Source organism: Cupriavidus sp. 22TCCZM01-5 (assembly GCF_057798915.1).
In genome coordinates this window covers 1-21,657 of record NZ_JBYOJR010000055.1, presented here as the reverse complement: position 1 = coordinate 21,657, position 21,657 = coordinate 1, and the positions used below count along the sequence as shown (strand labels likewise).

The window sequence follows — 21,657 nt, the reverse complement described above, 5'->3', positions numbered from 1 at the left end:
AGAGTTTCTAAGGCGCGTTCGCCAGTATTGAACGGTCCGGATTGGTTTGCCAGGACGCCGGGTTTGGCGCAAGCCCGCCGCCGTGTCACAATTCGCTTTTAGACCTCCCCGGCACCTGATTCGGCCCGTGACCCGGCCAGCCGAGTCCCCGAGCTTGCGGCCCCCGACCGAAAGCTGCTCCAGGAGCCGACAAATTCACATAGATTGACTGGCGATGACTACCATCCTTCAGCACATTCCCACCGGCCAGCGCGTCGGCATTGCGTTCTCTGGCGGCCTGGACACCAGCGCGGCGCTCCTCTGGATGCGCCAGAAGGGCGCCATCCCCTACGCCTACACCGCCAACCTGGGCCAGCCGGACGAGCCCGACTACGATGACATCCCGCGCCGCGCCAAGGCCTACGGCGCCGAGGAAGCCCGCCTGGTGGACTGCCGCGCCCAGCTGGTCGCCGAAGGCATTGCCGCGCTGCAGTGCGGTGCCTTCCACATCTCGACCGCCGGCATCACCTACTTCAACACGACCCCGATCGGCCGCGCCGTCACCGGCACCATGCTGGTTGCCGCGATGAAGGAAGATGGTGTCAATATCTGGGGTGATGGCAGCACGTTCAAGGGTAATGATATCGAGCGCTTCTACCGCTACGGCCTGCTGACCAACCCGGGCCTGCAGATCTACAAGCCGTGGCTGGACCAGCAGTTCATCGACGAACTGGGCGGCCGTGCGGAAATGTCGGAATTCATGCGCCAGAACGGCTTCGACTACAAGATGTCGGCTGAAAAGGCGTACTCCACCGATTCCAACATGCTGGGCGCCACGCACGAAGCCAAGGACCTGGAGCACCTGGACTCGGGCATCCGCATCGTGCAGCCGATCATGGGCGTGCAGTTCTGGCGCGATGACGTCGAAGTCAAGCGCGAGGAAGTCACCGTGCGCTTCGAAGAAGGCCAGCCGGTCGCGCTGAACGGCAAGACCTTCGCCAACGCCGTCGACCTGTTCATGGAAGCCAACCGCATCGGCGGCCGCCATGGCCTGGGCATGAGCGACCAGATCGAGAACCGCATCATCGAAGCCAAGAGCCGCGGCATCTACGAAGCCCCGGGGCTGGCACTGCTGTTCATCGCCTACGAGCGCCTGATCACCGGCATCCACAACGAAGACACCATCGAGCAGTACCGCGACAACGGCCGCCGCCTGGGCCGCCTGCTGTACCAGGGCCGCTGGTTCGACCCGCAGGCCATCATGCTGCGCGAAACCGCCCAGCGCTGGGTGGCCGGCGCCGTCACTGGCGAAGTCACCATCGAACTGCGCCGCGGCAATGACTACTCGATCGTCAACACCACCTCGCCGAACCTGACCTACAAGCCGGAACGGCTGACGATGGAAAAGGGCGAGTCGATGTTCACCCCGCTGGACCGCATCGGCCAGCTGACCATGCGCACGCTGGATATCGTGGATACCCGCGAGAAGCTGCAGACGTACGCGAAGACGGGGCTGCTGTCGTCGTCGGTCAGTGCTTCGCTGCCGAAGCTGGAAGACTGAGCAGACGCGCAGTGACCGCGCCGCGCAGTGGCGCGGCGCGATACAAGAAAGCCGGCACCCTGTGGTGCCGGTTTTTTTTCGGCCTGCAAACGGGCAAACGTTTTGTAGATTCGACGCACGGATCGTAGCTTTCCCAAGCCGCTGCACAAGGGATCCTCCATGTGTGGTGGCCTGCACGACTGAAAAGTCTGGCACGGCAATTGCGCAAGAGGTCTGGAGTCCCCGCCACGGAGCGGGACTTTGACAGCGCCGCAGATGCATCCAGCCAATGGTGGATGCATGCGGGCATCATGGAGACGATCATGCCAAGAGCATCCAGCATCGCGCAGGCCAAGGCGGACAAGCGGGCGGGCAAGTCGCCAAGCACCCAGGCCAGTCATTTTGTTCGCGACGAGATTGAAGCCGTGCGCAGTGGCAAGCATGGCGTGCGTTCGGCCAAGCAGGCCATCGCAATCGGTTTGTCGGAAGCGCGCCGCGCGGGCGTTGAAGTCCCGCAACCCAAGGCGGGTACCAAGGCGGCGACGGCCAAGCCTGCCGCCAAGAGTGGCGGCGACACGGTGGCGAGACGGCCTAGTTCGGAAAGCACGGCCAAGCGTCGCGAAGCCGCTACCAAGGCGCTCAAGCGCGAGAGCACGGCCGGGGCCTCGCACCAGGCGCTGTCGGCGCAGGCCAAGCGCGCGGCCGGCACGCGTACCGCGGCAGACCGCTCCGCGGCCGCCGAGAAGGCGGCCAAGACCAAGGGGGCGGCGGGCCGCTCCGAAGCAGCCCGCAAGGCCGCGCGCACGCGCGCATCGAAAAAGGCGCCCCGTTAGGCTGGTGCATCGAGGTGCAGGCGCGGACGCTGGGCAGGCTCTTCGAGCCCCACAACCTGAGCGCCGCCGCGCGGGGCGTGGAGGTCCCGCGCAGGCAGGCCAGGCTTACCTCAGGCCTTCTTCACATAGGCACTGCACCAGCCGTTCGCCGCCACCTGCTTGCCGCCGAATATCGGGCATGGCCCCCATGCGTCATTGGCCTTTCCTTGAAACAGCTGGCAGTTGCTGCACTTCTGGCTCGCGTCATGCTTTGGGAACTTGGCCTTGTCGACCTTGGTGGTGTCATGCTTATAACCTAGCGAGACGGCCTGGGGATCGGCCTCGTCAAGCTTGCCGGCTTGCGCCCTCACCGGAATCTGCACACCCGCCAGCGCTATGGTTGCGACACCGGATATACCTTTGAGAAATGTTCGTCGAGTTGCCATCGCTGCACCTCCTTTTGACGAGTCTGGAACGGATTGCGGCCGCTCGCATTCGAGGCGGCATCCACAATCAGAATCCCCTCTGCAGCAGTGAATGGCATGCGGGCGTGTTTGTCCAGCTCGCGCTTGAAGAAGGGGGCGGTAGCTTCGGGGCCCGCTTCCAACAGGGGCTTCTTTCTGATTGTTCGGGTGCATAGACTGGTGTGAGCACGCCCTCACGGGAGTTCACATGACCGCCTTGCCTGCCGACGATGGCAAACTGACCAAGCGCCGCGAATTCCTCGGCCGGCTTGGCAGCGTGGCCGCTCTGGCCAGCCTGTCACCCGCCAGCGTGGCCCAGGCTGGCAGTGCGACCGCCGCGGCCGCCTGCCTGCTGACCCCCGCTGCCACGGAAGGCCCTTTCTATCTGGGCGACGCCCGGTTGCGCAGCGATATCCGCGACGGCCGTCCAGGCCAGCCATTGCGCCTGCGGCTGACGGTCGTCGACGCCGAGCGCGGCTGCATACCGGTGCCAGGCGCGCTGGTCAGCATCTGGCATTGCGATGCCGAGGGCAGCTACAGCGGTGAAGACGGCCCGCACGACACCACCCGCTTCCTGCGCGGCGTGCAGCAGACCGGCGCCGACGGTGCGGCGACCTTTCTTACCATCTATCCGGGCTGGTACCGGCCGCGTGCCGTGCATATCCACTTCAAGGTGCTGCTGGCGAATGCCGAGGTGCTGACCAGCCAGCTCTACTTCAGCGATGCGCTCAATCGCGAGGTGCTGGGCAATCATCCGGCGTACCGCACGCGCGGCGCGCCGACGCGCGGGAATACGCAGGATCCGATCGCGGGCAGCAACCCGCCGCTGGTGCGCGTGCGCAGCGCGACGGATTGGCTGGATGGGGAGTTCGTGGCAGGGATTGCGCGCGTCGCGCGTACAGGATGAGGATGGGAACTTACGCTTCGCCCTTCCGTGCGGCCGGTGCATCGGCCGCGAGCAGGTTGGCATCGCGGCAGAGCCGCCATTTACCGTCGGCCTCCCGGCGCAACAGCGTGAGCGTATAGCCCGAGCGGTGTACCGCCTCACCGCCCGGCGGCGTGACGGTCAGTTCGATGAAGTTGCGCAGGTAGGCCCAGTCGCCCATCACCTGCACTTCCCGGATGTCGTAGCTGCCCTGCATCGGCACGGACTTCATGCCTGCCGAAGCCTGCGCGAACGCGCGCTTGCCGAATGGCTCCTGGCCGGGAACCATGAAGACGACATCGTCGGTCATCAGGCTCAATACGGTGTCGGTATCGCCGCGCTGGCTGGCGGAGAACCAGTTTTGCACCAGTTCACGGATGGCGCGTTCGTCGTCTGCGGAATTCATGGCTGCCTCGCTGGTTTCTTGCTGCCCGGTCCAGGTGAGGATACTAGTGCATTGGGCGCCCGGGTCCCATCACTGCCGTGGTGCCGCGGAACCGTCTTCGTTTGCGACGCAAGGGACGTACCTCGCCCCCTGCATCCGCAAGCCTGCTCCTCCCGGCGCCTTCTCGAAAAGCCGCTGCCGCGACGATGATGAATTTTCTACATCGAAGGCAGTTCTTACGTTGCGTGCGGAAGCGTCACAAGTACTGCAAGAGGCAAGGCAAAGCACATATGCGGGTTCTGGAGCAGGAACTTGCGGTGGTATGGCAGTTGCCTGTGCCCACGCAGGACCGGCGTGGAGGGCAGGCCGGCTGAAGGCTGGCCTGCCGGCCGGCCGCCACGGCTTCGATGGAGGACAGCATGAGCAAGACGATACTGATTTGCATGATGGTGGCGACCACCCTTGGCTCGCTGGCGGGCTGCAGCGCGACCGGCACGGCGTCCGGATCGGGAGCGGGGGGTGGCACGGTGACCGGCTCTGGCTCGGTCACGGATACCAGCCGTCCGCGCAGCTCCGGTATGGCACCAGCCACGTCCTCGGGTGCTGGCACATCCAGTGGCGCCACCTCAGGCGGCACGTCGTCCACGACGCCGCGTTACTGAGATGGCGTGACATAACGGCACAGGCTTAACGGAACAGTCGACGGGACGGTCGATCTGTCATGGCGGACACCGGCGATCTTCGCCGGTGTCCGCCGTTTGCATGGCATTGCCTGACTGCGCTATCTGAGTTATCCAACGCTATCTAGCGGGAAGCCGTGCCGGCACTGGCGGACCTGCCAGCGGTCTGCCCTGCCGGCGTTGCCGCTTGCGCGGGCGATGCTTGTGCCGTTGCCGTGCGCTGTGACCAGCCGCCGCCCAGTGCCTTGTAGAGATCGACGCGGCTAGTCAGCCGTGCCAGCCGGATCGTGACCAGCGTCTGCTGCGCCGAGTAAAGCTGGCGCTGCGCGTCGAAGACTGGGAAGTAGTCGTCCACGCCATTGCGGAAGCGCATTTCCGACAGGCGCCGCGTCTCGCTGATCTCGCGTGCGAGCGATTCCTGCGCCGCGGCTTCGCGATCATAGGTCCCGCGCGCGGCGAGGCCGTCCGCGACTTCGCGGAATGCCTGCTGAATGGTCTTCTCGTAAGCAGCGACGTTGATGTCCTTTTGCACCCTGGACGCATCAAGCCTGGCCTGGTTGGCGCCGCCGTTGAAGATCGGCATGGTGATCGACGGTGCGAACGCCCAAGCCATGCCGCTCGTAAACAGCCCCGACAGGGCCGCGCTGGCCACGCCGATCGCCGCCGTCAGCGAGATGCTCGGGAAGAAGGCTGCACGGGCCGCGCCGATGTCGGCGTTGGCGGCCTTCAGCTGGTGTTCGGCGGCCATGATGTCGGGCCTTTGCTCGAGCAGCGCCGACGGCAGGCCGGCCGGCAGCTCGGCGACGAACGAGGTGTTCTCGAACGGCTGCGCCGGCGGCAGGTCCGCGGGCAACTGCGTGCCAATCAGCACCGTCAGTGCATTCTCGTCCTGCGCGACCTGGCGTGTGTATTGCTCCACGCCCACGCGCGCCGTTTCGAGCTGCGTCTGCGCGCGGTGCATATCGATCTGCGCCATGCCGCCGGCGCGCTTGCTGCGCTCGACCATCTGCACGGCAGCCTGCTGTATGTCCAACGTCTCCTGCGAGATCTTCAGCAGCTCCTTGTCGGCCTGCAGCGTCAGGTAGGCACTCGCGACTTCCGCCACCAGGCTGATCTGCGCGCTGCGCCGTACTTCCTGCACCGCCAGGTACTGCTCCAGCGCCTCATGCTTGAGGCTGCGCACGCGGCCGAATACATCCAGTTCAAAGGCATTGAAGCCAACCCCCGCCGTGTAGGCGTGAAGGACCGATGGCTGCCCTGGCGCGCGCAACGATCCGGGCACGCGCGAGGCGACCATGCCCGCGTTGGCGTTGATCGACGGGAACTGAGCCGCGCGCTGGATGCGGTACTGCGCACGCGCCTGGTCGATGGCCAGCGTCGCCATGCGCAGGTCGCGGTTATTGGCCAGCGCCAGTTCGATCAGCTGGCGCAGGCGCGGATCGGTGAAGAAGTCTTCCCAGCCGAGTTCGGCCGCCGGCGTCTGGGTCTGCGCCTGGGCTGGCGCCCGCCCTTGCCCCGCATTGCCCGTGCCCTGCGCGTAGGCAGGCCCGGTGGGCCAGGCATTGGGTACCGGCTGGTCGGGGCGCTGATAGGCGGGCTCCAGCGTGCAGGCCGTCAGCGCAATCGGAATGGCCGCCGCTGCGATGTGCCGCAGGGGAAGGAAGGTTCGCGTCTGTTTTGCTTTCATATGGCTCATCCGTGGTCAACCGGCAAAGGCGCGGCGCAGAAGTTGCGCGATGGCGACGCGCGGCCGGCCTTCGTATGCGATGTTGTGGGCGGGCTCGCTGAACAGCAGCCGGATCAGGCGGTGACGGGCCGCCATGTCGGGCCGCAGCGCCACGCCGATGAGTCCCTTGCGCGTGCGGGCGACGCGGCACGGCACCCAGCCCAGGGGCGCCAGCCAGAACGCGCCTTCGGCGTCGTCCGGTATGGATTGCGCGTGCGCGCACAGCAGTGCCGCGCCGTTGCACGAGAGGTCCCGCGTGACACCGGCGAACTCGCGCGCCGCGCCATCCTTGCCGTGAAGCCGAAGCAGCGCGCGTGCCCGGTAGGGAAAACGCTCTTCCTTGCGTGGACGCGGCAGCTCGAAACAGACCAGCAGCGACGCCAGGTACAGCACCATCGACACCATCGTCCACGCGACGTTGAACGCCACGCCCTGCGCGTCGGCATCGGCGGCGATGGCGCGTGCCAGCCCCATGCCCGTCAGCACGAACAGCGCGCCATACAGCACGGCGAACTTGCCGTGCACGACGAGCCTGGAGCGGTCGAGTCCCTTGTTGGTCACCTTGAACGGGCGGCCGAAGGGCTTGAACACCGCGCTGGCCAGCGTCGCCGTGACCGCAAGCGCCGCGACGATCTGCGTCACCTCCGTGAAGACCGGCATGGCGCGCGATCCGGTTACCCAGATGCTGTAGGCCCAGTACAGCAGCAACGCAGGCACGCCATAGGCAAGGAACTGCAGCGGATCGCCGTACAGCGTGGGCACGTTCATGTACCAGTACAGCAGCGGCCCGGCGAGCAGCATCAGCGTGAAGGGCCGGCTGACCCAGTGCAGCAGCCCGTGCAGGTAATGCAGGCGCTGCAGGCCCGTGTAGCCGCGCCCGCGCAGCGGCCCGTCGGCGGTAAGCGCGACCTGGATCGTCCCCAGGCCCCAGCGGCTGCGCTGGCTGATGTACTCGGGCAGGCCTTCCGCGGACAGGCCCACGCTCAACCGCTCGTTCAGCCAGCGCGTGACATAGCCATGCGGCATGAGCTTGTAGGTCAGGTGGATGTCCTCGGTGACGGTGCCGGTCGGGAAGCCGCCGATGGTCTCCAGTGCTTCGCGCCGTACCACGAACGAGGTGCCGATGCAGAATGCCGTACCCCATGCATCCTTGGCCGGCTGCATGATGTCGAAGAAGGCGCGCTGCTCGTCGACCCAGCATTCGGTCGAGCGCAGGTTGTACTGGATCGGGTCGGCGTTGTAGTAGAACTGCGGCGTCTGCACCACGCCTACCCTGGGATCGTCGAACAGGCCAATGGTGCGTAGCAGGATACTTCGGTTGGGTGCGAAGTCCGCGTCCAGCACCATGATGTACGGCGCGCCCCCGTCCGGCTGCGCCGTGCTGTGCTGCAGGCCGTTGTTGAGGTTGCCGGCCTTGGCATGGGTGTTGTCGGGCCGCGTCACGTAGTTGGCGCCGACGCGCTTGCAGTAATCCTTCAGCCAGTCGCGCCGCGTATCGTCGAGCACCCAGACGCGGAAGTTCGGATAGTCGATCGCCAGCGCCGAAACGATCGTCTTCTCGAGGACTTCCAGTCCTTCGTTGTAGGTGGCGATGAAGATATCCACCGCCGGCGCCCGGCGGTTGCGCCGCAGCGCGGCTTCGCTGGCATCCGCGTCGGCACTGTGGTTCGACGTGCGGGTCAGCGTGATGATCGAGATCAGCGTGTAGGCGACCGTCATCGTCTCGAAGCCAAAGAACACATGCGCCCACAGGCTGGCGAAATCCATGCGCCATTCGGGCAGGGTCTGCGAGAAGCGCCACACGTAGTAGACGATCAGCAGGACCGCTGCGGCGGCGCCGAACATCCATCTGTCGGCGGTGCGGTTGCGATCGCCGCGCAGGCACAGCACCGCGATCAGGAAGGCGCCGGCGTTGATCTCCACCAGCATGCGGTTTTCAAGAAAGTAGGCGAACATCGTCACTCCCTGCGGATGTCGTCGGGTGGGCCCTGCGCCTGTGCGGTGCCGGTCCGGCAGGCCGGGCACGTGCCGCCGGGCTGGAACGGGTTCCAGCCGGCGGCCGCCAGCACGGCCCAGGCGGTCGCGCCCAGGTGTGGCAGGTGGAAGTAGTAGAAATCTTCGGTGGTCGAATCGGGGCCGATCGACAAGCCCGTGCTGATGCGCGCTTGCGGCGTGGCGAACAGCATGCCGGATGGCGCACGCTGCGCCAGCAGCAGCGGCCACAGGGAACGCGTCTCGTCGTCGCGGCCGCTGGCACGCAGCACCAGCGCGGCCTGCCCCGTGCCTTCGGTCCATACGCCATCGGGGCGCGCCTTGAAGCCGTAGCCGCCGCCCACCGCGTGGTGCGCGCGCGCCCAGTCCAGCGCGCGCCGCCATGACGCCGCGGACTCGGGTACCGCGATCAGCGGCCACAGCGAGGCATCGAGTGCCGACGGCTCGCTGTTGAGCGAGTGCCCGTCGTCACGCGTGCCGATGACGAAGCGGCCTTCGCCAGGCTGCCACATCGCGTCGACAAAGCGGCGTGCGCGCTGCGCGGCCGCGTCCCAGCGCGCGTCGTTGGTGCGCAAGGCGAGCCAGCGGAACGCGGCACAGGCATCGACATTGTGTTCGGTCGATTTCCAGCCCTGGCGGCGCGGCGTCGGTTCATGACCGAAGAAGCCGCCGATATAGCCGGCCGGGCTTTCGCTGCCGAAGGTCTGCTTGTCGACCCATGTCATCAGCGTTGCGGCGGTGTCGAGGTAGCGGCGCTCGTGCGTGGATTCATAGGTGGCCAGCAGCAGCAGCGCCGCCCACGCGACATTGCCGGTGGCGGTGCCGACCTGGTAGGCATCCTCGAACCAGCGCTTGCTCGGCGCATCCCACCATCCGGGCATCGGCACCGGACCGTCCGGCACGGCTCCGGCGCGATACGCGTTGCGCACGCGGCCGTCGTGGTAATGGCGGTCACGCGTGACGCCTGCTACCACGCCGTCGGCGATGCGGCGCGCCGCATCCGGCTGGCCGCACGCGATCAGCGCCACGCCGGCCAGCGCGTTGTCATAGACGAAGGCCGATTGCTGCAAGGGGGGCGGCAGAGGTTCGCCGCCGGGGGCGGGTTCGTAGCTGCCGAGCATGACTGGCCCCTTGCCTGGGATGGCCGCTACCCGCCCGGCCAGCGTCTTGCAGCCGTCGCGCAGCAACTGCTCGCGTGCCGCCGGGGCCGAAGGGGGCGGGGGCAGGGGGGGCGCTGCCATGGTTGCCAGGCTCAACGCGGAGCCGGCGAGCAACGCGGCTGCCAGCAGCCGGCCGTGGCGCGCCGGACGGCGGGCAGGAAGGCACGGAATCGGATAACGCTGCACGGTGAACTCCATCCTGCGGGCGCTCGTACTACCCTGGTTGATCGCCTCAGATCAGGCTGCGCAGCCAGGAGCGGTCCAGGCTGACCTTGGCCCAGTGGCCCAGCGCGCAGCGGTCGGTCTGGTGCGTGCCGGTTGCGGGCAGGTCTGGCAGCGGCTTGTCGAGGCGGGCGATCAGGTACACCTCGTTCTTCTCGATCGGCGGGAACGGTACGAAGTAGCGTGCCTGGTCGCCGTCCGGCGCGCGCGGCAGGACTTCGGCCACCGAGCCCGGGACCGGCGCGGGTACGCCATCGACCTTCACCGTGACGCGCGCGCCCGGCAGCAGGTCCTTGCTCAGGCTGCGCGGGAACACCGCGACCACCCGGGGCTGGCTGCAGTTGGTCGTGCGCATCAGCGTGGCGCCGGCCGCGACGCGCGTGCCCGGGGGCGCCAGCACATCTTCCACCACACCGCCCGTATATGCCTTGATTTCCAGGTTGGAGACGCGCTCCAGCCGATCCTGTTCGGTGCTGACCATCTTGTCGACGGACTCGCCGTACTCCTGGAGCTGGGTGATCTCGGACTGCGTTTGGGCAATGCTGGCGCGCAGTTCGTCCTGGCGCTGCACCAACGCGCCGACGGCGCCGTCCGCGCTGCTCATGTAGACCTTGCTGCGCGCGGCCTCGCTGCTGCCGCGCGCGCTGTCCAGTTCCGCCTGGATGGCATCGCGCTGGCCGGACAGCACGGTCAGCTGGTTGCGCGACGCATCGGTATAGGCCTGGCTGACCGCGCCGGCCCACTGCATGGCCTGGTTGCGGTTGACCACGTCTTCCTGCTGGTCGATCTGCTGGCGTGCGACGGCCAGCTTCGCTTCAATGCCCTTCACGCGCGCAGCGTGTTCACGCTGGGCCGCTGACTGATAGCGCTGGATTTCCTGGCCAGTCGACGCCAGACGGGCCTGGTCCGAAGCCAGCTTGGCCTTGGCAGCCTCCAGGCGTGTCCGGTTGTCGAGTTGCTTGCCGGTCAGTTCCATCAGCAGCGCGCGGTCGAGGTTGGAGTTCTGCAGCGTCATCAGCGGCTCTCCGGCCGCGAAGGAGCCGCCCACGGCGACCGCCTGGCGGGTGATGACGCCTTCGACGGGCGTGGTCACGAGATTCACGGGGCTGTTGACGACGGCGCGTTCCGAGGACCGGTTGAACACCGGGGGAAACATCACCGACAGGATGACCCAGATGATGAAGGCGACCATGCCGTAGCTGGCCAGGCGCGGGGCGATCTGCCATAGCGGACGCAGGCCGATCTCGCGGCTTCGTCGGCGCACCAGCGCTTCTTCCTGCCGCATCAGGCGCGACTGCGGCATCTTCGACGGCAGCATGGTTTTCTTCGGGTCGGGCTTCTCGGGCTTCTTGTCCATGGCTTCCTCAGGCAAATAAAGGTGGTCCGCGCCGCCCCGGCAGGCACCGGGCAGCATGGGCAAGCGCTCTCCCCGCGCGTTGCCCACAGGCTGGCGCGCAAGCGCAGTCATCCCCCAAACACATTTTTTATGCATCGCGTCCCGGCGCATCGGCGCGGGACTGACCTGCGTATCGGACCGGGCAAGCCGGCCCTGGAGTTGCCCGCGTCATCACCGCAGTGAATCGTGCGAGTGAATCGTGCGAGCAGGAAGAGCGAGGCGCGAACGCCATTGATCCCCGGACATGCTGCATTGCCACGTTGTTGCCCGGAGCGTTTCAAGGCTATGCAAGTTGCCGCATGGATGCTGTAAGAATGTGTAAGGACTGCATGTCACACCACTTATCGCGGCGCAGATCGCCGGCACGATTCATGATGAACATCGCTTGCGCGGATGCGATGGGTATTTCATATCGACGGTCTGCGCGTTTCGCGCAATCGCGGCAAAATGCGAGGCTGGCACACTGCCGCGAATGCCATCAATCCGGACATCGATCCGCCAACCAGGAATCTTTCATGCCCGCAATTGCCACGCCCGACATGCCATACCGCCGCCTTGGCGCCAGCAACCTCAAGGTCTCGGCGCTGTGCCTGGGCACGATGATGTTTGCCGACCAGACCGACGAAGCCGAAGCGGCGCGCATTGTCGGCAGTGCGCGCGAGCATGGCGTCAACTTCATCGATACCGCGGACGTCTATAGCAAAGGCGCATCCGAGCAGATGGTCGGACGCCTGCTGCTGGCCGACCGGCACGACTGGATCCTTGCCACCAAACTGGGCAACCCCATGCAGCGTGGCCCCAACCATTCGCACTATTCGCGCGTGTGGATCCTGCGCGAAGTCGAGGATAGCCTGCGTCGGCTGGCGACCGATTATCTCGACATCCTGTACCTGCATCGGGACTACGCCGGCGAGAACCTCGAAGAAGCGGTGCGCGCGATGGGCGATCTCGTGCGCGCGGGCAAGATCCGCTACTGGGCCGTGTCGAACTTCCGCGGCTGGCGTATTGCCGAGATAGCACGGCTGTGCGACCAGCTCGGCGTGCCGCGCCCCGTGACCTGCCAGCCGTACTACAACCTGCTCAATCGCATGCCGGAAGTGGAAATCCTGCCGGCGTGCGAACACTACGGCCTCGGTGTGGTGCCGTACAGCCCGGTTGCGCGCGGCGTGCTCACCGGCAAGTACCAGCCGGGCCAGGCGCCCGCCACCGGCACGCGCGCGGGCCGCGCCGACCGCCGCATGATGGAGACCGAGTTCCGCGAGGAGTCGCTGCTCATCGCGCAACAGCTCAAGACGCATGCCGAGGCGCGCGGCCTCACGGCGGGGCAGTTCGCCACGGCCTGGGTGCTGGCCAATCCCATCATCTCGTCGGTGATAGCCGGGCCGCGCACGCTGGCGCAGTTCGAGGATTATTTCGGCGCGCTGAACGTGACCATCTCGCCGGAGGAAGAGACCCTGGTCGACAGCCTCGTCACGCCGGGCCATGCGTCGACACATGGCTACAACGATCCGAATTACCCGTTCGGCGGCCGGCCGGTACGCGTCGCCGAGGCGCCATCCGCCTGACGCCAGCGCGCAAGTGGACGATGCGTGGCCCGCCGCCGGCGATGCTTTGTGGCAACAGTCGCGCAACGCGCCACGCTCCTACAGCGCTGCGCGCCTGTTCCTACTAATATTCAGTTAAGGCGGGTTCGCGCAAGCGGCCCGCCGCCCTTGCACTCGGGACCGGCGTGAAGACCGCGCCGAGAGTGCCGGTAGAAGAACGGGATGGCCAAAACGTGGCACGACGTGGCTGGATCTTCGCTGGCTTGGCGGTCGCCCTCTGTGGGGGCGGCTATGTCGTTGTCAGCCTCATTTCCAATGAAGTGCGCAATTCGCAATGGCAGGCGCGTTATCTCGGGCGCTTTGCCAGCCAGCTGACCTACGAGGTGCAGCCTGGCGCCAGCGACAGCATCCGCTTCCCGCATTCCGGGCCGTACGACGACCGCATGGGCTATGGCCGCCTGCCGCTGTTTGCGCAGCGGCTTGGCAAGCACGGCTACGTGCCCGCGGAACAGGCACGCATGTCGCCCGAAATGGTGCGCCTGATGGATCAGGGCATCTTCCCGCCGTATCGTGAAAAGAACCAGGCCGGCCTGGTGCTGCGCGACTGCAATGGCATGACGCTGGCGTTCGAGCGTTATCCGCAGCGCCAGTACGACGACTTTGCCGCGGTGCCGCCGGTGCTGGTCAGCGCGCTGCTGTTCGTCGAGAACCAGGGACTGCTCAATCCCGAGTATCCGAGCATGAACCCCGCGCTGGACTGGAAGCGGCTGTCGCGCGCGGTGATCGATCGCGCCATCCGGCTGGCCGACCATTCGCATGATTCGCCGGGCGGCAGCACGCTCGCCACGCAGATCGAGAAGTACCGGCACTCGCCGGAAGGGCGCACCCAGTCGGTTCCCGAGAAATTCCGGCAGATGGCATCGGCATCGCTGCGCGCCTACCTGGACGGGCCTGATACCCAGCGGGCGCGCGAACGTATCGTGGTCGACTACCTCAATACGGTGCCGCTATCCGCGCGGGTCGGGTTCGGCGAGGTCAATGGCATCGGCGACGCGCTGTGGGTCTGGTACGGCGAGGACTTCGGCGAAGTCAATCGCCTGATGAAGCAGATGGACCCGCGCGCCCCGACCGCGCGCGAGGCGCAAGCCTTCAAGCGCGCGCTGTCGCTGGTGATCTCGCAGCGCCGCCCGTCCTATCACCTGCGCCGCGACGACACCAACCTCGACGCGCTCACCGGCAGCTACCTGCGCCTGCTGGCCACCAACGGCATCATCACGCCGGAACTGCGTGATGCCGCGCTGCAGCAGCCGCTGGACAAGGCCGCGCCGCCGGCGAAGCCGGAACAGCAGCCCTTCGTCACGCGCAAGGCGGTCAACCGTGTGCGGGCCGACATTGGCCGCCTGACCGGCGTGGACAGCCGGTACGACATGGATCGGCTGGACCTGACCGCGGACAGCACCATCAACCGCGAGGCCCAGCGCGTGGTCACGGATACGCTCCTGAACATGAGCGACAAGAACGTCGCACACGCCATGGGGCTGTACGGCCACAATCTGCTGCGCGAGCAGGACGATCCGTCCAAGCTGATGGCGAGCTTCACACTGTTCGAGCGCGTCGGCAATGCCAGCGTGGTGCGCGTGCAGGCCGACAACATCAACCAGCCGTTCGACATCAACAGCGGTGCCCGCCTGAATCTGGGCTCGACCTCCAAGCTGCGCACCCTGGTCACGTACCTGGAGATACTCACTGAACTGCATGCGCGCTATGCCGGCATGAGCAAGGAACAACTGGCTGGCATCAAAGTGGCCAAGCCGGACGCCCTGAGCCGCTGGGCGATCGATTACCTGTCCAAGGCGCGCACGCCGCAAGACCGCACGCTGGCGGCCATGCTCGATGCCGCTATGGAACGCAAGTATTCGGGCAGCCCTGGCGAGGGCTTCTATACCGGCGGCGGGCTGCAGAGCTTCACCAACTTCGAGCGCTGGGAGGGCGAGCGCATCATGACCGTGCGCGTGGGCTTCCAGCACTCGGTCAACCTGGTGTTCATCCGCATGATGCGCGACATCGTGCGCTATGAGCTGTTCCACGGCAACGTGGACATGAGCGACATCTTCGAAGACCGCAACTCGCCCGAACGGCGCGTCTACCTGGAGCGCTTTGCCGACCAGGAGGGCAGCGCCTACATGACCGGCTTCTACCAGCGCTACCGCGGCAAGGACGCCGACCAGCGCCTGGCGACGCTGCTGAGCCGCGTGCGCGTGAGCACGCCGCACTATACGGCGGTGCGCATGTCGGTGACGCTGCTCAGCGTGCGCCCGGACCTGGACGAGGAAAGCTTCGAGCGCATCATGCGCTCGCACATGACGGCCAGACAACTCGCCGGCGAGGACCTGCCGGCGCTGTACAGCAAGTACGGCCACGACAAGTTCAACCTCAATGACCGCGGCTACCTGTCCCGCGTCCATCCGCTCGAACTATGGATGGTCGAATACATGGGCACGAACCCGGACGCCACGCTGGCGCAGATCCTGCACGACAGCAAGGATCAGCGCCAGTACGTGTACCGCTGGCTGTTCCGCTCGCACAGCAAGTACGGGCAGGACAACCGCATCCGCACGCTGCTGGAACAGGAGGCCTTCCAGCGCATCGCCAAGCGCTGGCAGCGGCTTGGCTACCCGTTCGATTCGCTGACGCCATCCTATGCCACCGCGATCGGTGCGTCGGGCGACCGCCCGGCCGCGCTCGCGGAACTGGCGGGCATCATCCTGAGCGGCGGCATGGCAACGCAGACCGCGACCGTGCGCAGCCTGGACTTCGCCGCGAACACGCCGTATGCGAGCCGCTTCGTGCTGCAGCCGGAGCCGGGCAAACGGCTGTTGCCGACCGAGATAACGGACCTGGTGCGGCGCTCGATGCTGGATGTGGTGGAGCGCGGCACGGCCAAGTCGATTGCCGGCGCCTTCGTGGCGCCGGGCAAGGGCGGCGCGCCGATTCCGATCGCCGGCAAGACCGGCACCGGCGACCAGCGCTTCCAGACCTATGGCCCCGGCGGGCGGCTGATCTCGTCGCGTTCGGTGAACCGCTCGGCCACGTTCGTATTCACGCTCGGCGAGCGTTTCTTTGGCACGGTGACCCTCAATGTGACCGAGCCTTATGCCGGGCGCTACAGCTTCACCAGCGCGCTGGCGGTGCGGGTGCTGCGCTACCTCGCGCCGCAGGTGGCGTCGATGGCCATGCCGGGCGGCGACCAGGCGCTGCTGCGCTGCCGTGACTGGCCGCAGGAGATCCGCCTGCCGCGGACCGAGGCCCAGGCGCCGCCGCCGGAGGGCGCCACGGCCTCGGCGGACGTCATGAAGGTGGATCAGCCTTTGCGGCGCACCATGCCGTAAAGCACGAGCAGCACGATCGCGCCGAGCACCGACGCGATCCAGCCGGCGGGTTGGCCCGGCTGGTACCAGCCCAGCCCGCGGCCCACGAACCCCGCCGCCACCGAGCCCAGTATGCCCAGCAGGATCGTCATGATCCAGCCCATTTTGTCGTCGCCGGGCTTGATGGCCCGCGCGATCAGTCCCACGATAAGGCCAACGAACACGGTGCCTAGGAATGCCATCATGATGTGCTCCTGCGCGTGTAAGGGATCGAGGCGGGTGGTCGGTCGCCGACGCTGTCCGCTGCGATCCATGATACACGCGGCCACGGCAGGTGGCATGGCCGCGCCGGCTGGCCGGGCGCTCAGCCGCCGGCCAGCCTGAACTGCCCCACGGCGTGGTGCAGCGCGGCGGCCTGGTCTTCCAGCGACGCCGCGGCGGCGGCGGCTTCTTCGACCAGCGCGGCGTTCTGCTGCGCCATCTGGTCCATCTGCGACACCGCCTGGTTGACCTGCTCGATGCCTCCGGTCTGTTCCTCGGTGGCGGCCCGCATTTCGCCCATCAGGTCGGTGACGCGCTTGACCGCCTCGACGATCTCGTCCATGGCCTTGCCGGCGCCTTCCACCAGCACCGCACCGTCTTCCACGCGCTGCGCCGAGTTGCCGATCAGCGCCTTGATCTCCTTGGCCGCGGTGGCGCTGCGCTGCGCCAGCGTGCGCACCTCGCCGGCCACCACGGCGAAGCCGCGGCCCTGTTCGCCGGCGCGCGCCGCTTCCACCGCGGCGTTCAGCGCCAGGATATTGGTCTGGAACGCAATGCCCTCGATCACGGCAATGATGTCGACCACCTTGCCGGACGCTGCCTTGATGTCGCCCATGGTCGTCACTACCTGGCTGACGATGCCGCCGCCGCGCACGGCGATCTCCGACGCGCCTTCGGCCAGGCGGCTGGCCTGGCGGGCATTGTCGGCGCTCTGGCGCACGGTGCTGGTGAGCTGCTCCATGCTGGCCGCGGTTTCCTGCAGCGAGGCCGCCTGTTCCTCGCTGCGGCGCGACAGGTCGGAATTCCCGGCGGCAATCTGCTTGGCCGCGCCGGCGATCGAGTCAGCCGAGCCGCGGATGCTGCCGATCGCGCCGGTCAGGCGCGACTGCATCTGCTGCATGGCGTACAGCACGCTGTGCTCGTCACCCGGACGCACCTCGACCGCGGTGGCCAGGTTGCCCTCGGCGATGCGCGCGGCGATCTGCGACGTGAGCGCCGGCTCGCCGCCGAGCTGCTTCTGCAGGCTGCCGGCCACGCGCAGCATGACCAGCGTCATCAGCGCTCCCACGCCAAGCAACAGGCCGAGCGCCTGGTACAGCGAGAGGCGGAACTCGGCGCGGATGTCGTCCAGGTACAGACCGGCGACGAAGTTCCATTCCCATGGCCGGAAGTTGGCCACGTAGCTGAGCTTGGGCTGCGGTTCCTCGGCGCCGGGCTTGGCCCACAGGTATTCGACGAAGCCCTTGCCCGGACCCTTGCCGATGTCGGCCATCTCGCGGAAGAGATAGGTGCCGTTGGCGTCCTTCGTGTCCTCCATCTTCTTGCCGTTCATCTCGGGCTTGAACGGATGCATCAGCACTTCGGTGTCGGTGCGCATCAGCGTGAAGTAGCCGTCGGCGCCGAAGCGCATGGCGCGCACGCGTTCCACCGCCTGCTGCTGGGCTTCGGCCAGAGTCATCTTGCCGGCTTTTGCCAGGGCTTCGTAGCCGGCGACCACCGAGATGGCAGTCTCGGTGACGTGGACCAGGTCCAGGCGGCGCTCCTCCATGCGCAGCGCGCGCATCTGCCAAGCATTCCACAGCGTGATGCCGAGCAGGCACACCCAGCTCAGCACCAATGGCAGCAAGAGCTTCTTCCTCAGACTCATGTTTTGCAGCATTTCCTTCCTTCCTCCATATGCTCGGTGTAGTCGGACTTTTGGCGTCCGTCACCGCCATATCGGCGACCCCGTGCCTAACTTAATTGGGGTAAAACCTCCATGGACCCGGAAGGTCTATTCGGCTTGTCGGATAAGTGCGTGCATCGTCACGAAGTCGGACACGGCCTTCGCCTACAATCTGCGGCGGTCCGCTGCGTGCGGAGCGCAAACAGCCCCGGCAAGGAGAAGGCATGGCAGCAACGCCGCGCAACCAGATGACGCAACCCGACGCGATCGACAGCAGCGAAGGAGGCAGCAAGGAAGGCGATAGCGGTACGCACCATCACGGTGCTCTGTCGGTCTTCCTGGTGTTCCTTCGGCTGGGGCTGACCTCGTTTGGCGGGCCGGTGGCGCACCTGGCGTACTTCCGCGAGGAGTTCGTCACGCGCCGGCGCTGGATGAGCGAGCGCGCCTACGCCGATCTCGTTGGCCTGTGCCAGTTCCTGCCCGGCCCGGCCAGCAGCCAGGTGGGGCTGGCGCTCGGGCTGTCGCGCGCCGGCTATGCTGGCGCGCTCGCGGCATGGACAGGCTTCACGCTGCCATCCGCGGTGGCCATGATCCTGTTCGCGCAAGGATTGTCGGCCTGGGGGACCGGCGTGCCGGCGGGGCTGCTGCATGGTCTCAAGCTGGTGGCCGTGGCCGTGGTGGCGCAGGCGTTCTGGGGCATGGCGCGCAGCCTGTGCCCGGACACGCTGCGCGTGACCATCATGGCGGTGGCAGCGTGCCTGGCCGTGGCGGTGCCGGGGCCGTGGATCCAGGTCGCGGTCATTGCCGTGACGGCGATCGCCGGCCTCGTGCTGATCCGCCCGCAAGCGGAGCGCGCGCATGATCCGTTGCCGATGCCCGTGAGCCACCGCGCGGGGCTTGCCGCCCTGGTGCTCTTTGCCGTGCTGATGGCCGGCCTGCCGCTGCTTGCGCGGCACGCCGGCGCGGGCGGCTTGCCGATGTTCGACGCGTTCTTCCGTGCCGGTGCGCTGGTGTTCGGCGGCGGCCACGTGGTGCTGCCCCTGCTCGACGCGGCCGTAATCCCCACGGGATGGGTCGGACGCGATGCCTTCCTGGCCGGCTACGGCGTGGTGCAGGCCATGCCTGGCCCGCTGTTCACGTTCGCCGCCTTTCTTGGGGCTGCCATGCACATCGAGCCGTCCGGGTGGGCCGGCGGGCTGCTGTGCCTCGTGGCGATCTTCCTGCCCGGCATGTTGCTCGTGGTTGGCGTACTGCCGTTCTGGGAAAGCCTGCGCGGGAGCCTGCGCGCCCAGGCGGCGCTGGGTGGCGTGAATGCCGGCGTGGTCGGCCTGCTGCTGGCCGCGCTGTACCAGCCGGTCTGGACCAGCGCGGTCCATGCGCCGCTAGATTTCGGGCTGGCCGTGGTCGCGCTGGTGGCACTGGTGTTCTGGCGGCTGCCGCCGTGGCTGGTGGTGGCGGTGGCCGCGGTGGCCGGGTGGGCGACGGGGCTGTAGCAGCTGCCCGCTATCGCTCGGGCTCGACGCGCCGGAACGCGCGTAACAGGGCCAGGTCATAGCCGATCTTGAGCACGCCGCAGGCCACCAGCGGGGCTGCGGCCCAGCCCGTTGCCAGCATCGCCCCGGCCAGGGTGGGGCCGAGCGCCGCGGCCAGGCTTCTCGGCACCGCCGTGATGCTGGCGGCCGCCGGGCGTTCGGGCGGCGTCACCACGGCCATCACGTAGGCGGTGCGGGTCGGCACATCCATCTGGGACAGCGCGCTGCGCACCAGCAACAGGATCAGCGCAGGCAAAAGTGCTGGGGCCATGGCCGCGGCAATCAGGCACAGGCTCGACGGGATATGCGTGAACACCATGGTGTTCAGCAGGCCGAAGCGGCGCGCCACCGGCACGGCCACGAGTTGCGAGCCCGCCGACAACAGCCCGGCCCAGAAGAAGAACCGGCCCGCGTCGCCTGGCGACAGGCCGAAGCGTTGCATCAGCCAGAGCGACAGCAAGGCATTGACCACCAGCCCGCCGGCAAAGGCATCCACGCTGAACAACAGCGCCAGGCGCATGACGATGCCGCGCGATGCGCCCAGCGGCACGCGTGTGGCATCCGCATGCGGGTCGCGTGCGGGCAGGCGGGCATAGAGCCACCACAACGCGCCGCCCGCCAACGCGTATAGCACGAACATCGCGCGCATGGCGCCGAGTGGCGCCAGCATGCCGCGCGCTGTGGCCCACCCCGGCAGCGCTGCCGCCAGCGCGCCGAAGGCCGATGCCAGCGAACCGCTCAGGCTGTAGCGCGCAAACAGTGCGGTGCGCGCCTGCGGGCCGGCCGCATCCGCCAGGCGCGCATGTTCGAGCGGCAGGAACAGGCTGACATCGCCGGAGCCGGGATTGATGGTGCCGACGAAGGCGACGATGACCAGGGGCCACAGCGACGAGAGCCCGGCAAAGCCGATGCCGGTCGCCACCATCAGTGCCGCGGCCAGCGTCAGCATGCGCCGCAACGGATAGCGGTGCCCGAGCATGCCGACCAGGATCGTCGCGAGCGCGGACCCTGCCAGCGTGGCGCTGCCGATCAGGCCGACGGCGAGTGGGTCGAAGCCGAGCGCCAGCAGATACGCCGGCAGCAGGACGGCGACAAAGCCATCGCAGATGCCGCGCAGGGCGCGGCCCGCCAGCAGCGTGATGGCTACCGGATCGGCACCCGGCGGCAGGATGATGCTGGCGAGCCCGGTGCGCATCGGCGTAAGTCTTGGTCGTTCATGGACCGATGGTAGGACTGCCATCGGTGTGTCTTCAATACTGCAGCGATCTCTACAAAACCCGGTGTGTCAGGTTTTTTTGGTTCTTCGCGATTGCGGGAAGGGGGAAGGGTTGGGTTTGTCGTGCTTGGCGGGCGCCGCTGTTTCGCCGGCGTAGCCGGCGAGTCACTTCTTGTCCGAGCGACAATAAGTAACCAAAAAGCGCGTCGCCTGGCGGCTGGCCATCAACGAGGCGCTCCTTGTGTTCGAAGGGCTTTGGTCTCGCGATGCTTGGTTGCCCGTTCGAGCCTGCTACGCATTGATTCAGAACCAGTGCCTGCGATAGCCGGCTCTTGTACGATCCCCATGTAGGGGTCGGGTACAGCGTTCCAAGAGCGTCAGTGGTGGGACGCCTACGGCTGCGCTGCGCGCACGTCCTAGTCGGTGTGCGCGGGGCATCATCGTCGCCAGTGCCAACGGTTCAGTTTCTGCTTCGCTGCGGCGCGGTTTGCCTGCGGCCTGGGTGCTCAGACTAGGGCTCTGCGCGTAGCGCAGCCGAAGGCGATTACACGATGTCGGTAGCAGGAGGGACCACGGACAGTTTCGGGGCTCGTTCAATCAGCGCTCTAATCCTGCCCACGGACGCGCACCACGCGGCAGGCGGCCAAGCACACTCTGAAGCCCATCCCCGTACAACACCCGCAGCACACTACGATCAATATTCGCCCGCTAGGGCAAGTAAACGCGCTTTTTGGTTACTTTTTGTCGCTCGGACAAAAAGTGACTCGCCGGCTACGCCGGCGAAACAGC

The 21,657-nt window shown here is 67.0% G+C and carries 16 protein-coding genes; 7 read left to right on the top strand and 9 right to left on the bottom strand.

Annotation, left to right across the window (positions count from 1 at the left end; all coding sequences use genetic code 11):
* The first annotated feature begins 214 nt into the window (after positions 1–214).
* Both argG and AC3FNH_RS31105 read left to right on the top strand, forming a co-directional pair.
* Positions 215–1,540, top strand: coding sequence for an argininosuccinate synthase (gene argG, locus AC3FNH_RS31110; RefSeq protein WP_276102565.1), 1,326 nt, complete (start codon positions 215–217; stop codon positions 1,538–1,540).
* 302 nt (positions 1,541–1,842) lie between these two features.
* On the top strand, positions 1,843–2,352 hold the full coding sequence (locus tag AC3FNH_RS31105; RefSeq protein ID WP_276102564.1) for a DUF6496 domain-containing protein: 510 nt from the start codon (positions 1,843–1,845) through the stop codon (positions 2,350–2,352).
* A gap of 110 nt (positions 2,353–2,462) precedes the next feature.
* On the opposite strand, the gene AC3FNH_RS31100 is transcribed toward AC3FNH_RS31105, so the two are convergent.
* Positions 2,463–2,777: a high-potential iron-sulfur protein gene (locus AC3FNH_RS31100; protein WP_276102563.1), complete on the bottom strand. Its 315-nt coding sequence runs from the start codon at positions 2,775–2,777 to the stop codon at positions 2,463–2,465.
* Between the two features lie 226 nt (positions 2,778–3,003).
* Between AC3FNH_RS31100 and AC3FNH_RS31095 the strand changes: the two genes are divergently transcribed.
* The gene (locus tag AC3FNH_RS31095) at positions 3,004–3,702 is read left to right on the top strand and encodes an intradiol ring-cleavage dioxygenase (protein ID WP_488722823.1); all 699 of its coding nucleotides are present in this window, start codon (positions 3,004–3,006) and stop codon (positions 3,700–3,702) included.
* A gap of 10 nt (positions 3,703–3,712) precedes the next feature.
* On the opposite strand, the gene AC3FNH_RS31090 is transcribed toward AC3FNH_RS31095, so the two are convergent.
* Positions 3,713–4,126: a YybH family protein gene (locus AC3FNH_RS31090; protein ID WP_488722822.1), complete on the bottom strand. Its 414-nt coding sequence runs from the start codon at positions 4,124–4,126 to the stop codon at positions 3,713–3,715.
* A 398-nt stretch (positions 4,127–4,524) separates the two neighbouring features.
* On the opposite strand from AC3FNH_RS31090, the gene AC3FNH_RS31085 reads away from it, so the two are divergent.
* The gene (locus AC3FNH_RS31085) at positions 4,525–4,767 is read left to right on the top strand and encodes a hypothetical protein (protein WP_488722821.1); all 243 of its coding nucleotides are present in this window, start codon (positions 4,525–4,527) and stop codon (positions 4,765–4,767) included.
* 142 nt (positions 4,768–4,909) lie between these two features.
* Here the strand turns inward: AC3FNH_RS31085 and AC3FNH_RS31080 are convergent, their stop codons facing one another.
* The 4 genes from AC3FNH_RS31080 to AC3FNH_RS31065 all read right to left on the bottom strand — a co-directional run bounded on the left by AC3FNH_RS31080 (position 4,910) and on the right by AC3FNH_RS31065 (position 11,242).
* The gene (locus AC3FNH_RS31080) at positions 4,910–6,472 is read right to left on the bottom strand and encodes an efflux transporter outer membrane subunit (protein WP_276102558.1); all 1,563 of its coding nucleotides are present in this window, start codon (positions 6,470–6,472) and stop codon (positions 4,910–4,912) included.
* 15 nt (positions 6,473–6,487) lie between these two features.
* Positions 6,488–8,467: a glycosyltransferase gene (locus AC3FNH_RS31075; protein WP_488722820.1), complete on the bottom strand. Its 1,980-nt coding sequence runs from the start codon at positions 8,465–8,467 to the stop codon at positions 6,488–6,490.
* Positions 8,468–8,469: 2 nt separating this feature from the next.
* Positions 8,470–9,744, bottom strand: a complete 1,275-nt coding sequence (locus AC3FNH_RS31070) for a hypothetical protein (protein ID WP_488722829.1) — start codon at positions 9,742–9,744, stop codon at positions 8,470–8,472.
* Between the two features lie 151 nt (positions 9,745–9,895).
* Positions 9,896–11,242, bottom strand: a complete 1,347-nt coding sequence (locus tag AC3FNH_RS31065; protein WP_488722819.1) for an HlyD family secretion protein — start codon at positions 11,240–11,242, stop codon at positions 9,896–9,898.
* 578 nt (positions 11,243–11,820) lie between these two features.
* Between AC3FNH_RS31065 and AC3FNH_RS31060 the strand changes: the two genes are divergently transcribed.
* Positions 11,821–12,846 (top strand): aldo/keto reductase, encoded by a 1,026-nt coding sequence (locus tag AC3FNH_RS31060; protein ID WP_488722828.1) that lies wholly within the window; start codon positions 11,821–11,823, stop codon positions 12,844–12,846.
* A gap of 212 nt (positions 12,847–13,058) precedes the next feature.
* The gene (locus AC3FNH_RS31055) at positions 13,059–16,214 is read left to right on the top strand and encodes a transglycosylase domain-containing protein (protein WP_488722818.1); all 3,156 of its coding nucleotides are present in this window, start codon (positions 13,059–13,061) and stop codon (positions 16,212–16,214) included.
* On the opposite strand, the gene AC3FNH_RS31050 is transcribed toward AC3FNH_RS31055, so the two are convergent.
* Together AC3FNH_RS31050 and AC3FNH_RS31045 are read right to left on the bottom strand one after the other, a co-directional pair.
* On the bottom strand, positions 16,187–16,438 hold the full coding sequence (locus AC3FNH_RS31050; protein WP_276102554.1) for a GlsB/YeaQ/YmgE family stress response membrane protein: 252 nt from the start codon (positions 16,436–16,438) through the stop codon (positions 16,187–16,189). The two genes, AC3FNH_RS31055 and AC3FNH_RS31050, sit on opposite strands and share 28 nt — an antisense overlap.
* Positions 16,439–16,557: 119 nt before the next feature.
* Positions 16,558–18,114 carry a methyl-accepting chemotaxis protein gene (locus AC3FNH_RS31045; RefSeq protein WP_488722817.1) on the bottom strand — a complete coding sequence of 519 codons (1,557 nt, stop codon included), beginning with the start codon at positions 18,112–18,114 and terminating at the stop codon, positions 16,558–16,560.
* Between the two features lie 230 nt (positions 18,115–18,344).
* Here AC3FNH_RS31045 and chrA point away from each other — a divergent pair, with 230 nt between their 5' ends.
* Positions 18,345–19,613 (top strand): chromate efflux transporter, encoded by a 1,269-nt coding sequence (gene chrA, locus AC3FNH_RS31040; protein ID WP_488722816.1) that lies wholly within the window; start codon positions 18,345–18,347, stop codon positions 19,611–19,613.
* A gap of 10 nt (positions 19,614–19,623) precedes the next feature.
* Here the strand turns inward: chrA and AC3FNH_RS31035 are convergent, their stop codons facing one another.
* Positions 19,624–20,847: an MFS transporter gene (locus tag AC3FNH_RS31035; protein WP_276103334.1), complete on the bottom strand. Its 1,224-nt coding sequence runs from the start codon at positions 20,845–20,847 to the stop codon at positions 19,624–19,626.
* Positions 20,848–21,657 lie beyond the last annotated feature (810 nt).

Bases quoted from the DNA above. Each gene is read 5' to 3' on its own strand.
- argG (WP_276102565.1), top strand. From the start codon at position 215: ATGACTACCATCCTTCAGCACATTCCCACCGGCCAGCGCGTCGGCATT.
- AC3FNH_RS31105 (WP_276102564.1), top strand. From the start codon at position 1,843: ATGCCAAGAGCATCCAGCATCGCGCAGGCCAAGGCGGACAAGCGGGCG.
- AC3FNH_RS31100 (WP_276102563.1), bottom strand. From the start codon at position 2,777: ATGGCAACTCGACGAACATTTCTCAAAGGTATATCCGGTGTCGCAACC.
- AC3FNH_RS31095 (WP_488722823.1), top strand. From the start codon at position 3,004: ATGACCGCCTTGCCTGCCGACGATGGCAAACTGACCAAGCGCCGCGAA.
- AC3FNH_RS31090 (WP_488722822.1), bottom strand. From the start codon at position 4,126: ATGAATTCCGCAGACGACGAACGCGCCATCCGTGAACTGGTGCAAAAC.
- AC3FNH_RS31085 (WP_488722821.1), top strand. From the start codon at position 4,525: ATGAGCAAGACGATACTGATTTGCATGATGGTGGCGACCACCCTTGGC.
- AC3FNH_RS31080 (WP_276102558.1), bottom strand. From the start codon at position 6,472: ATGAAAGCAAAACAGACGCGAACCTTCCTTCCCCTGCGGCACATCGCA.
- AC3FNH_RS31075 (WP_488722820.1), bottom strand. From the start codon at position 8,467: ATGTTCGCCTACTTTCTTGAAAACCGCATGCTGGTGGAGATCAACGCC.
- AC3FNH_RS31070 (WP_488722829.1), bottom strand. From the start codon at position 9,744: ATGGCAGCGCCCCCCCTGCCCCCGCCCCCTTCGGCCCCGGCGGCACGC.
- AC3FNH_RS31065 (WP_488722819.1), bottom strand. From the start codon at position 11,242: ATGGACAAGAAGCCCGAGAAGCCCGACCCGAAGAAAACCATGCTGCCG.
- AC3FNH_RS31060 (WP_488722828.1), top strand. From the start codon at position 11,821: ATGCCATACCGCCGCCTTGGCGCCAGCAACCTCAAGGTCTCGGCGCTG.
- AC3FNH_RS31050 (WP_276102554.1), bottom strand. From the start codon at position 16,438: ATGATGGCATTCCTAGGCACCGTGTTCGTTGGCCTTATCGTGGGACTG.
- AC3FNH_RS31045 (WP_488722817.1), bottom strand. From the start codon at position 18,114: ATGCTGCAAAACATGAGTCTGAGGAAGAAGCTCTTGCTGCCATTGGTG.
- chrA (WP_488722816.1), top strand. From the start codon at position 18,345: ATGGCAGCAACGCCGCGCAACCAGATGACGCAACCCGACGCGATCGAC.
- AC3FNH_RS31035 (WP_276103334.1), bottom strand. From the start codon at position 20,847: ATGCGCACCGGGCTCGCCAGCATCATCCTGCCGCCGGGTGCCGATCCG.